Consider the following 11745-nt stretch of genomic DNA (forward strand, 5'->3'; position numbering starts at 1 on the left):
CTCCATGTCCGCCCCCGCACAGCCAAGCGGCGAGCCCGTCACCAGCAAGGCGCAGCTTGTCGAATATGCGGCCGCCGGCTGCAAACCAGCCGAATCCTGGCGCATTGGCACCGAACACGAGAAATTCGCCTTCCGCTGCGACGATCTGCGGCCCTTGACCTATGAGGGGCCGCGCGGCATCCAGGCCGTCTTGCAGGGATTGGAAGCCTTTGGCTGGGAGCCGGTCGAGGAGGCCGGCCACGTCATCGCCCTTCTCAAGGACGGCGCCAGCGTCACCCTGGAGCCCGGCGGCCAGTTGGAATTGTCCGGCGCGCCGGTGGAGACCGTGCATCAGACCTGCCGCGAGGTGAACGAGCATCTGAAGCAGGTCAAGGAAATCGGGGGCCGGCTGAACGTCGGTTTCCTGGGCCTCGGCTTCAATCCCAAATGGGAGCGGAAAGACGTTCCCTGGATGCCCAAGGGCCGCTATGCCATCATGCGCCGTTACATGCCCCTCAAAGGGCAGCTCGGGCTCGATATGATGCTGCGCACCTGTACGGTCCAGGTGAATCTCGATTTCGCCTCGGAAGCCGACATGGTGAAGAAATTCCGTGTCTCGCTGGCCTTGCAGCCGTTGGCGACGGCGCTGTGGGCCAATTCCCCCTTTGTCGAGGGCAAGCCGTCCGGGCTTCTGTCCTATCGCAGCCACATATGGACCGACACCGACAGCGACCGGACGGGTATCCTGCCTTTCGTCTTCGAAGACGGCATGAGTTTCGAGCGTTATGTCGACTACGCCCTCGATGTGCCGATGTATTTCGTCTATCGGGACGGCGCCTATATCGACGTGGCCGGATCCTCCTTCAAGGATTTCATGGCCGGAAAGCTGGCGGCCCTGCCGGGTCAACTGCCGACGCTGGGCGATTGGGTCGATCATCTGACCACCATGTTTCCCGAAGTCCGCCTCAAGCGCTTTCTGGAAATGCGCGGGGCCGACGGTGGGCCTTGGCGGCGACTGTGTGCCCTGCCGGCGTTCTGGGTCGGCCTGCTCTATGATCAGACGGCGCTCGACGCGGCTTGGGACATGCTCAAGGACTGGACCATTGAGGAACATTCGGCTCTGCGCGATGCCGTGCCGACGAGCGGTCTGGCCACCAGGTTCCGTGGCGGTACCGTGCGCGACCTCGCCGTGCAGGCCCTGGCGATCGCCGAGGATGGCCTGAAACGCCGGGCCCGGCTCGATGCCTATGGCCGGGACGAAACGATCTTCCTGCAGACACTGAACGCCATCGCCCAGTCCGGTGTCACTCCCGCCGAGGATATGCTGCGGGATTTCCACGGGCGTTGGGCGGGGAACGTCGACGAGGCGTACCGCGACTATTGCTACTGAGGCCGGTTTCGGAGGCCGCGCGATCCGAAAGAGGGTAACCCCCGCCGTTTCAGGGCCTCATGGCTGGAGAAGATTGAACCACCAAGACGCCTTGGTGGTTCAAAACTTCAAAGGAGTCCCAATAATCCGGCGAGGTGGCGGAAGTAACGGGACAAGCCCCGTCACACCGCCGTGCCGCCGACCGTCAGACCGTCGATTTTCAGCGTCGGCTGACCGACGCCGACGGGAACGCTCTGGCCATCCTTGCCGCAGGTGCCGACGCCGTCGTCCAGGGCCAGATCATTGCCGATCATGGTGACCTTCGTCAGCACGTCGGGGCCATTGCCGATCAGCGTCGCGCCTTTCACCGCCGGTCCGATCCGGCCGTTCTCGATCAGATAGGCCTCGGTGGCCGAAAAGACGAATTTTCCGCTGGTGATGTCGACCTGACCGCCGCCGAAATTGACCGCGTAGATGCCCTTTTTCACCGAGCTCAGGATCTCTTCGGGCGAGTGCGCCCCGGCCAGCATGAAGGTGTTGGTCATGCGGGGCAGAGGCTGGCTGGCATAGGATTGCCGCCGGCCGTTGCCGGTCGGCCGGGTGTTCATCAGCCGGGCGTTCATCCGGTCGAACAGATAGCCTTTCAGAATTCCGTCCTCGATCAATACGGTGCGCGACGACGGGGTGCCTTCGTCATCGATGGAGATCGAGCCGCGGCGGTCGATCAGGGTGCCGTCATCGACCACGGTGACGCCGGGGGCCGCCACCCTTTGGCCGATCATGCCCGAGAAAGCCGAGGTCTGCTTGCGGTTGAAGTCGCCCTCCAGGCCGTGGCCGATGGCCTCGTGCAGCAATACGCCGGGCCAGCCGGGGCCCAGCACGACGGTCATATCGCCGGCCGGCGCCGGAATGGAATCCAGATTGACCAGGGCCTGGCGCAGCGCCTCGTCGACCGCGGGACGCCATTGTTCCGGTTGCATCAGCCCTTCGTAGGTCACCCGGCCGCCCATGCCGTGACTGCCGGTTTCCATGCGCTCGCCGTCGGCCACCATGACCGACACGTTGAAGCGGACCAGCGGGCGGATGTCCGATGAATGGGTGCCGTCGGCACGTACGATGCGCACCGCCTGCCAGGATCCGGCGATCGACGCCATGACCTGCTTTACCCGGGGGTCGAGACCGCGGGCGTAGGCGTCTATTTGTTCGAGCAGATCGACCTTGGCGGCAAAGGGGACCAGGGTCAGCGGATTGAGATCGGTATAGAGCTGGGCGTTGGTTCCCGAAGGGCCGATGGCCAGGCTGCCGCTATGGCCGGTCCGCACGGCCCGAACCGTTTCCCCGGCCCGCTTGAGGGCCGCTTCCGACAGTTCGCTGGCATGGGCGTAGCCGGTGGCTTCGCCGGATACGGCCCTGAGGCCGAAGCCCTGGGCGGTGTCGAAGCTCGCGCTTTTGATCCGACCGTCGTCGAGGCCGATGCTTTCCGACTGGCGGTATTCCAGGAACAGCTCGCCGTCGTCGCTGCCGGCGAGGTTGTCCTTGACGATGGCCTCGATCCGCTGGCGATCCAGTCCGGTTTTTTTGAAGAAGAGCTCATCGGTGGTGGCGCTGTGCGGCATGGGAACTCCTTGAAATCGGAACTTGGGGCCTGGGCGGTTTTTAAGGAACGAAAAGCTCAGGCGTGTCCGGCCTCGCCGGACAGCATGCCGAGATCGGCGCCGATGCGGCCGATGGCGCGTTCCCACTTGCGTTCGATCTCCACGCCGAACAGCAGATCCTCGTCGGCGGGGACGGTCAGCCAGGCGTTCTGCCGGATTTCGTCATCCAACTGACCGGCGCCCCAGCCGGCATATCCCAGCGCGAGCATGCTCTGGCGCGGACCGCGCCCCTCGGCGATGGCCTTCAACACATCGATGGTCGCGGTCAGGCCGACATGGTCGTCGACCATCAGCGTGGTGTCCTGGACATAGTCGTTGGAATGCAGTACGAAACCGCGGCCCGCCTCGACCGGTCCGCCGAAATGGACGCGGATCGGGTCGCAGACCGGCGTCGGTTCGATGTCGAGCTGCTGGAGCAGATCGGGAAAGCTTAAGGAATTGAACAGGCGGTTCACCACCAGGCCCATGGCCCCCTCGGCCGTGTGCGCGCAAAGATACACCAACGTCCGCGAGAAGCGCTGGTCTTGCATCCTCGGCATGGCGATCAACATCTGTCCGGCGAGATAGCCGATGGATTCATGTGCGTGTGGCATACCTGATGAGATATGCCGAAGGCGACCGGAACGCAAGGCTCGCCCCTCGATCAAAGGTACGGTTGTGATCGGCTTGGGATTGACAGCCGGCCGGCTGAGCGGGCACTGATGGGCGGAGCTTTGGAAAGCGTGGCGCTTTAGGGACAAAACAGATGGGCTTGGGCAGACGGCTTTTCGCGGCGATGACGGTCTTTCTGGGGCTGGGCTCCCTCGCCTGGGGCGCCCCGGCCTCCGCCTCCTCGGACTGGTCGCACAACGATCAGGGCGCGGTGCGCCTTATTTCCGCGGTGACCGCCGTCGGCGATTCCGGGCGTTTGCAACTGGGACTCGAATTCCACCTGAAGCCGGGCTGGAAAATATATTGGCGCTCGCCCGGCGATGCCGGCTTTCCTCCCTCCATCGACTGGAAAGGATCCGACAATCTGGCCGATGCCATGATCGCCTGGCCGGCGCCGCACCGGTTCAGCGTCTCGGGGCTTGAGACCATGGGATACAAGGACGAGGTGGTTCTGCCCATCGTCGTCCGGTTGAACGATCCGGCCCAGCCGGCGGCCCTGAAGGCTTCGGTCGACTATCTGACCTGCGATGTCCTGTGCGTTCCCGGCCACGCCGATCTGGCGCTCGAGCTGCCGGCCGGCGCGGCCGAGGCTTCGCCCCAGGCCCATCTGATCAGCCGCTTCCTGGCGCAAGTCCCTTCTGACGGCGCCTTGCAGGGACTGTCGCTGGTGACCGCCCAGGCCACCGAGGGCGGCGGGCTCAAGGTCGTGGTGACGGCCAATCCTCCGCTGTCCAATCCCGACCTTTTCATCGAGCGGGCCGATCAGATGTTGTTCGGCAAGCCGAGAATTCGCCTACAGCAGGGCGGAAAACGGGTCGTTTTCGAAACCTTCCCGGTTCCCAAGACGGGCGAGGGCGATCTTTTTGACAAGCCCTTGACCCTGACCGTGGTCGACGGCAGCCGTGGCATGGAGGTGGTGTCCGACGTCGCCCAGGCCGAGCCGGGGTCCAGGCTGTCCAAGATCGTCGGCATGCTGGGGGTCGCCTTCCTGGGCGGCTTCATCCTCAATCTGATGCCCTGCGTGCTGCCGGTGCTGTCCTTGAAGGTGCTGGGCCTGATCGGCCATGCCGGCGCCGAGCGGCGGGTCATTCGCGCCGGCTTCCTGGCGTCGGCGGCGGGCATCATGGTCTCCTTCGCCGGTCTCGCCGCGGCGGCCGTCGCCGTCCGCTCGGCCGGCGCGGCGGTCGGCTGGGGCATTCAATTCCAGCAGCCGTTGTTTCTGGTGGCGATGGTCGTGCTGATCACCCTGTTCGCGGCCAATCTGTTCGGTTTTTTTGAAATTCCCCTGCCGCAATGGGCGGCCGAGGCGGGGAAGGGGCGCGGCGATTCCCATGGCATGGCCGGTCATTTCGCTGCCGGCGCCTTCGCCACCTTGCTGGCCACCCCATGCTCGGCGCCATTCCTGGGCACGGCCGTCGGTTTCGCCCTGTCGCGCGGCACACCGGAAATCTTCGCCATTTTTCTGATGCTGGGCTTGGGGATGTCCTCCCCCTATCTGGTCATCGCCGCCTGGCCGCAGATCGCCCAGCGTCTGCCCCGGCCCGGCCGCTGGATGATCGTCCTGCGCCGCCTCCTGGGGGGCGTTCTGGTGGCGACCGCCGGCTGGCTGCTGGCCGTTCTGACCGCGGAAGCCGGAACATGGACGGGATCGGCGGTGGGGGGGCTGATGCTGGCGGTCTTGCTGATTCTCGGCTTCGGCAGGCGACTTCCGGCGATCGCCCGGGGGGCGGCGGTGGTCCTGCTCGGGTTCGGCGGGCTGGCCTTGGCGAATGGCGGACCCTCGCGGCCGATCCAGGGCGCGCCGTCCGAGATCAAAGGGCTCTGGGCGCCGTTCAGCAAGGAGGCCCTGGCCAAGTCCGTGGGCGAGGGAAAGGTGGTCTTCGTCGACGTCACCGCCGATTGGTGCATTACCTGCCAGGTCAACAAGGCGACGGTGGTTTATCGGGGCAAGGTGGCAGACAGCCTGCGTGCCCCGGATGTCGTCGCCCTTGAGGCCGACTGGACCCGTCCCGACGACGATATCGCGGCCTATCTGGCGGGATTTGGCCGTTACGGCATTCCCTTCAACGCGGTTTATGGTCCTGGCGCGCCGGACGGCATCGTGCTGCCGGAACTGCTGACCGACGAAGCCGTGCTCGATGCGCTGGAAAAAGCCAGAAGACCCTAGCAGGCTGCGGAGCGACCTTTTCGTCCCGGAGCCTTAAAAGCGGGCGAACTCGTGCACGCCTGATATTCAACCCATGAGAAAACAATATCGGTTCGATATCGTTTTTGGTTGATTGTTACCGTTTTATGACAATATGTAGTGGCCTGACGTCGCCGCCGGCATGGCTGGCCGAGCAGGAGTGTCATCGTTGAAAGGCAAGCCTTTCGTCAAGGATAAGCAAGGAAAAATCTCAAGACCCGGTCCGCGTGGCTCGCATCGGCAGGCGGGCGTCATTCCTTACGTCATCGAGCAGGGCGAGGTGAAGATCCTTCTGGTGACCTCGCGGGACACCGGACGTTGGGTCATTCCCAAAGGCAATATCGGCGGAGGGCGTTCGGCCGCCGAGGCGGCCGTCAAGGAGGCGGAGGAGGAGGCCGGTGTCAAAGGACGAATCTCCACCCCGCTGCCGCTCGGTTTCTTTCCGTATTTCAAGCGGCTGGCATCAGGCGAGGCGCGGGCCACCACCGTCGAGGTCTACCCCCTTCTGGTGACTGCGACGCTCGAAACCTGGCCCGAAAAGGATCAGCGCCGGCTGTGCTGGGTTTCGGCCTGGGAGGCCGCGAGAATGGTCGATGAACCCGGATTGGCCCGCATGATGATCAGACTGGTGGAAATCATCCAGGCGGAGCCACGGGAGGCTTCCGATCCGCTTCGCCCCGATCGGGAGTGACCTTTCAGGGCTGTTGGGCGCGCCGGGCCTCGGCCGCTTCCTTGAGACCCTTGCGGGCCAGGGCGTCGGCCCGTTCGTTTTCGGGATGTCCGGCGTGACCGCGGACCCAGGTCCAGGTCACTTTGTGGCCAGCCACCAAACCATCGAGGATGCGCCACAGGTCCTGGTTGGCCACCGGATTGGGGCTGTCCTCGGCCAGGCGGCCCTTTTTCCGCCAGGTGTGAATCCACTGGCTGATGCCCTTCTGGACATATTGGCTGTCGGTGTAGACGGTGAGGACGCAGGGGCGCTTGAGCGCCCGCAGACCTTCGATGACCGCCATCATCTCCATGCGGTTGTTGGTGGTCGGCGCCTCGCCGCCCGAAAGCTCCTTCTCGACGCCCTTGGCGCGAAGGATGGCGCCCCAGCCGCCCGGTCCGGGATTTCCGGAACAGGCGCCGTCGGTGAACAGTTCGACCTCCGTCACCTACTGTTTTCCCGCTGCCGGCGCGTCATGGTGAAGGCCGTAGGCCTCCGCCCCCTCGATGCTGGCGTGGAAACGCAGTTTGCGTTCGTATTCCAGCGGATCCTTCCGTTTGACGAAGGCGCCCGCCGGCGTGTTCAGCCAGTCGTAGAGCCGGGTCAGCAGGAAACGGATGGCCGATCCGCGCGCTAAAATCGGCAAGGCCCGGAATTCGGCGGCGGACAGCGGACGGACCTGCTGGTAGTTCCACAAAAGCAGATGGGCCTTGGTGATGTTGAAGCTGCCGTCGTCCTCGAAGCACCAGGCGTTCAGGCAGATGGCGATGTCATAGGCCAGAAAGTCGGTGCAGGCGAAATAGAAGTCGATCAGTCCCGAGACCTCGTCGCCCTGAAAGAACACATTATCGGGGAAAAGATCGGCATGGATGATGCCTATGGGCAGATCTTGCGGCCAATGGCGCTCCAGATGGTCGAGTTCGTGACGCAGAAAATCGGCGAGCCCCGGCTTGACCTCGTCGGTCCGGTGGGCCTCCTGCTCGAACAGGGGGCGCCAGGCCTTGGGGCCCAGCGAATTGGGCCGGCTGCCGGCGTAGCTGAGCCCCTTCTGATGCAGGTCGGCCATGGCGCGTCCCAAGGCGGCGCAATGTGCCGCGGTGATCCGCCGCGGCCACAGGCCTTTCAGGAAGGAGACGATGGCCGCGGGCCGGTCGCACAAATGGCGCAAGGCGATGCCGTCGCGCCCGGCGACGGGGGTCGGACATCGCAGGCCTTGCCGCGCCAGATGTTCCATCAGCCCGATAAAGAACGGCAGGTCGGTCGGATTGACCCGCTTTTCGTAAAGCGTGAGGATGTAGTTGCCGCGATCGGTCTGCAGCAGATAGTTGGAGTTCTCGACGCCTTCGGCGATGCCTTTGCAACTGACCACGGCGCCGATGTCATATTCTCCGACGAAGGCTCGCAGATCCTCGTCAGCCACCTCGGTATAGACGGCCATGTCAGGTGCAAAGCTCCGCCGGCAGTTTGAAGGTGACGGTTTCGCGGGTGACCGAAATTTCCTCGATGGTCACCTCGAAGCGCTGTCGGCAGGCTTCCAGCACTTCGTCGACCAGCACCTCGGGGGCCGAGGCCCCAGCCGAAACGCCGAGCCGGTTGATGCCGTCCAGCCAGGACCAGTCGATCTCGCTGGCCCGTTGCACCAGGTAGGAGCGATGGCAGCCGGAACTGGCGGCGACTTCCACCAGCCGACGTGAATTGGACGAATTGGGCGCGCCGATCACCATGACCGCGTCGCAGCGCGGCGCGATCGCCTTGATGGATTGCTGACGGTTGGTGGTGGCGTAGCAGATGTCTTCCTTGTGCGGCCCCTCGACATCGGGGAAGCGCCGCCGCAGCACGGCGACGATGCCCGCGGTGTCGTCGACCGACAGCGTGGTCTGGGTGATATAGGCGAGCGACTGTCCGGGTGTCGGCTGTACCGTTTCTGCCTGCTCCAGGGTTTCCACCAACAGGATGCTGCCGTCGGGAACCTGTCCCATGGTGCCGACAACCTCCGGATGGCCGGAATGCCCGATCATGATGATCTGCCGTCCGTCGAGGACATGGCGGGCCGCCTCGTGATGGACCTTGGTGACCAGGGGGCAGGTGGCGTCCAGATAGAACATGCCGCGTTTCTCGGCCGCCGCGGGAACCGTCTTCGGCACGCCGTGGGCGGAAAACACCACCGGCCGGTCGTCGGGAACGTCGTCCAATTCCTCGACGAAGACGGCGCCTTGCGCTTCGAGGGACTGCACCACATACCGGTTGTGGACGATCTCATGGCGGACATAGACGGGGCGCCCGTATCGTCGCAAAGCTTCCTCGACGATATGGATGGCGCGATTGACTCCGGCACAAAATCCGCGTGGATTGGCCAGAAGAATGGTAAGCGGGCGTTTGGTCATGATCCCCATGCAGCAGGGGTGGAACGACGGAACTCGATTACGGCAGCTTGTGTGCCGTCCCGTGGTTCACTACAGTCGCCAGCAATAGCAGAATTGCGTCGCGTGCAAAAGGTTAACTCATGCATGGGCGGGTCATCGAACGTGGGAACCTCCGTATGGCGCCGGTCGGCGTCCGGCGGAACTCCGCCGATTTACGACGCCGCCGGATCGCGGTCCCGCATGTTTTGCGAGAGAGAACCACGCATATGGGGTGCTCGCCCCACGTTTTCACCGCCGAGGAGGCTGGCGGCGTTTTTTGGGTCCGGCCTGATGAAAGAAGGGCTGCCCGGCGCGAACCTCTTCGGCAATGGCAGTCCTGGACGGAATTGACATTATGAATTTTGCCAAGCGCAGTATCGTCTTGTTTTCCTCTCTTCTCGCCTTGTCCGCCTGCAAGGCGTTCGACAAGGAAGAGCCGCCGCTGTGCCCTCGGGTTTCCGCCCTGGCCGATTCGGTTACCTTGACCAAATTCAAGCCCGGTCCGGGACGAGATCTCACCGACGTCGAGTTGAAGGCCGAGATGACCAGTTACCACGGGTCGTGCCATTACGACGCCGAGGCCAAGCAGATGCATGTCCTTTTGGAGGTCGGAATCGACGCCGAGCGCCGGCCGGGATTGGCCGGGCGCACCGCCCAGGTCGCCTATTACATCGCGGTTCCGACGTTCTATCCCGACCCGAAGGCCAAGCAGATTCTTCCGGTGACCCTGCAATTCGCCGACGATTCCAACCGTTTGCATTACACCGACAGCGAGGTCGATATCGCCATCCCGATGGCCAACTTCAAAGACCTGACGAAGTACGAAGTGTTCGTCGGTCTGCAATTGACGCCCGACGAGCTGGCCTTCAACCGTCAGCAAAAACGCGGCAGGTAACGACCTCTCGGAAGGGGGGCTTTGGGACTCCGGGGCGAAATAATCGCTTCGGGGTCCTTCGCGGCCGCTCCGCTTCCGGCGGAGCCGATCGTCGGCACCCCGTCATTCAGGGGCTTGCCCTTTCCCGCCGGCTAGGTAAACTGGCGCTCACATACAGATGATCCCCGTGGGAGAGATCGGCCGCGAGGCCGGCGCCGAAGGAGCAACCGCCCCTGGAAACTCTCAGGCAAAAGGACCGCGGGGGGATGACGCTCTGGAAAGCAGGCGACGGGTTTTAGCGTTTCCGTCGTCTCACCGAAGATGAAAGCTGGCCGTTTCCGCCGGTGAATCTTTCAGGTCACAGGACAGAGGGGGGCTGATCGCTTTCGATTTTGGAAGCGGTATGGCTCATCCAGGGAGGTCCTCGCGTGGTTCCAGATCATGCCCGAACGCCGCTTCATGCCTTGCATCTCGAACTCGGCGCCAAAATGGTGCCTTTCGCCGGCTATGACATGCCGGTCCAGTATCCGGAAGGCGTGCTGGCCGAACATCATCACACGCGTCAGGCCGCCGGCCTGTTCGACGTATCGCACATGGGCCAGGCGGTTATCCGCGGCGAGGCCCGCGTCGCGGCGCTGGAAGCGCTGCTGCCCGGCGATCTTCAGATCCTGGCCGAGGGACGCATCCGCTACAGTCAATTGACCAATGAGCTGGGCGGCATCCGGGACGACCTGATGATCACCAACGCCGGCGATCATCTTTTTCTGGTGGTCAACGCGGCGTGCAAGGTCGCGGATTTCGCCCATCTGCGTTCCGAACTGAAGGGCTGCGTCCTCAAGGAGTTGGAGGACCGCGCCCTGTTGGCCCTTCAGGGTCCCCAGGCGGCGGATGTTCTTGGCCGCCTGTCGCCGCCGGCCGCGGCCATGCCCTTCATGAGCTGTCTGGCGCAAGACATCGCCGGCGTGCCCTGTCTGGTCAGCCGGTCGGGCTACACCGGCGAGGATGGTTACGAAATCTCGCTGCCGGCGGATCGGGCCGAGGAATTCGCCCGCCGCCTGCTGGCCGAGCCGGAAGTGCGTCCGATCGGTCTGGGCGCCCGCGATTCCTTGCGCCTGGAGGCCGGGCTTTGCCTTTACGGTTCCGACATCGACGAGACGACGACGCCGGTCGAGGCGGCCCTGGTGTGGAGCATCTCCAAACGGCGGCGTGAGCAGGGGGGCTTCCCCGGAGCCGCGATCATCCAGCACCAGTTGCGCGAAGGGCCCGCCAGGCTTCGGGTCGGTATCCGCTCCCTGGACAAGGCGCCGGCCCGCGCCCATACGCAAATCGTCGACGGCGAGGGACGGGTGATCGGCGAGGTGACCAGCGGCGGTTTCGGCCCCTCGGTCGGTGGACCGGTGGCCATGGGCTATGTCCAGTCCGCGTTCGCGGTTCCCGGCACGTCCGTCAGTCTCATGGTGCGGGGCACCCCGCGCGAGGCCGTCGTCGCCGACATGCCGTTCGTTCCCCATCGTTATCGCAAGTCCTGACGGGTAGAGGATTCTTCATGAGCACATATTTCACCAAAGAGCACGAGTGGGTTCGCGTCACCGGCACGGAAGGCGTGGTCGGCATTACCGATTACGCCCAGCACGCCCTGGGCGATGTCGTGTTCGTCGAACTGCCCGAGGTAGGAAAGCTCTTGACGAAGGGCGGCGAGGCGGCTGTCGTCGAATCGGTCAAGGCGGCGTCCGAGGTGTTTTCCCCAGTCTCCGGCGAGGTTTTGACGATCAACGCGACCGTCGTCGATCAGCCGGCCCTGATCAACGATTCGCCCGAGGATGGCGCCTGGTTTTTCTCGGTTCGTCTGACCAACCCGGCGGAATTGGACGGCCTGATGGATCGCGCCGCCTACGACGCCTTCGTGAAAAGCCTGGAGTAG

At 64.1% G+C, this 11745-nt stretch carries 11 protein-coding genes and 2 riboswitches; of the genes, 6 read left to right on the top strand and 5 right to left on the bottom strand.

The genetic code is table 11. The features are described from left to right. The first annotated feature begins 4 nt into the window (after positions 1-4). Positions 5-1369: a glutamate--cysteine ligase gene (locus CWS72_RS14710; protein ID WP_101251381.1), complete on the top strand. Its 1365-nt coding sequence runs from the start codon at positions 5-7 to the stop codon at positions 1367-1369. Between the two features lie 161 nt (positions 1370-1530). Here CWS72_RS14710 and tldD read toward each other — a convergent pair whose 3' ends face one another. Both tldD and CWS72_RS14720 read right to left on the bottom strand, forming a co-directional pair. Then, positions 1531-2964, bottom strand: a complete 1434-nt coding sequence (gene tldD / locus CWS72_RS14715; protein ID WP_101251382.1) for a metalloprotease TldD — start codon at positions 2962-2964, stop codon at positions 1531-1533. A gap of 56 nt (positions 2965-3020) precedes the next feature. After that, positions 3021-3596, bottom strand: coding sequence for a YqgE/AlgH family protein (locus CWS72_RS14720; RefSeq protein WP_101251383.1), 576 nt, complete (start codon positions 3594-3596; stop codon positions 3021-3023). Positions 3597-3748: 152 nt separating this feature from the next. Between CWS72_RS14720 and CWS72_RS14725 the strand changes: the two genes are divergently transcribed. Continuing rightward, on the top strand, positions 3749-5821 hold the full coding sequence (locus tag CWS72_RS14725) for a protein-disulfide reductase DsbD family protein (protein WP_241911735.1): 2073 nt from the start codon (positions 3749-3751) through the stop codon (positions 5819-5821). Positions 5822-6008: 187 nt separating this feature from the next. After that, positions 6009-6530: an NUDIX hydrolase gene (locus tag CWS72_RS14730; RefSeq protein ID WP_199175697.1), complete on the top strand. Its 522-nt coding sequence runs from the start codon at positions 6009-6011 to the stop codon at positions 6528-6530. Between the two features lie 4 nt (positions 6531-6534). Here CWS72_RS14730 and rnhA read toward each other — a convergent pair whose 3' ends face one another. From rnhA to ispH, 3 genes are read right to left on the bottom strand one after another with little or no spacing between them, the layout of a single operon-like run. Continuing rightward, on the bottom strand, positions 6535-6996 hold the full coding sequence (gene rnhA / locus CWS72_RS14735) for a ribonuclease HI (protein WP_101251385.1): 462 nt from the start codon (positions 6994-6996) through the stop codon (positions 6535-6537). Next, entirely contained in the window at positions 6997-7986 is a 990-nt protein-coding gene (locus CWS72_RS14740) for a homoserine kinase (RefSeq protein WP_101251386.1), read from the bottom strand. A 1-nt stretch (position 7987) separates the two neighbouring features. After that, positions 7988-8932 (bottom strand): 4-hydroxy-3-methylbut-2-enyl diphosphate reductase, encoded by a 945-nt coding sequence (gene ispH, locus CWS72_RS14745; protein ID WP_101251450.1) that lies wholly within the window; start codon positions 8930-8932, stop codon positions 7988-7990. 373 nt (positions 8933-9305) lie between these two features. Here ispH and CWS72_RS14750 point away from each other — a divergent pair, with 373 nt between their 5' ends. From CWS72_RS14750 to gcvH, 3 genes are all read left to right on the top strand, one after another. After that, the gene (locus tag CWS72_RS14750) at positions 9306-9845 is read left to right on the top strand and encodes a hypothetical protein (protein WP_101251387.1); all 540 of its coding nucleotides are present in this window, start codon (positions 9306-9308) and stop codon (positions 9843-9845) included. A 157-nt stretch (positions 9846-10002) separates the two neighbouring features. Then, positions 10003-10093, top strand: a riboswitch (glycine riboswitch). Between the two features lie 3 nt (positions 10094-10096). Next, positions 10097-10195, top strand: a riboswitch (glycine riboswitch). 57 nt (positions 10196-10252) lie between these two features. Beyond that, complete coding sequence (gcvT, locus tag CWS72_RS14755; RefSeq protein ID WP_274540602.1) at positions 10253-11353, top strand: glycine cleavage system aminomethyltransferase GcvT; 1101 nt, start codon at positions 10253-10255, stop codon at positions 11351-11353. Positions 11354-11370: 17 nt separating this feature from the next. After that, positions 11371-11745 (top strand): glycine cleavage system protein GcvH, encoded by a 375-nt coding sequence (gene gcvH, locus CWS72_RS14760; protein ID WP_101251388.1) that lies wholly within the window; start codon positions 11371-11373, stop codon positions 11743-11745.

Origin of the sequence: Telmatospirillum siberiense, from assembly GCF_002845745.1 — a bacterium.
Classification (GTDB): domain Bacteria; phylum Pseudomonadota; class Alphaproteobacteria; order Rhodospirillales; family Magnetospirillaceae; genus Telmatospirillum; species Telmatospirillum siberiense.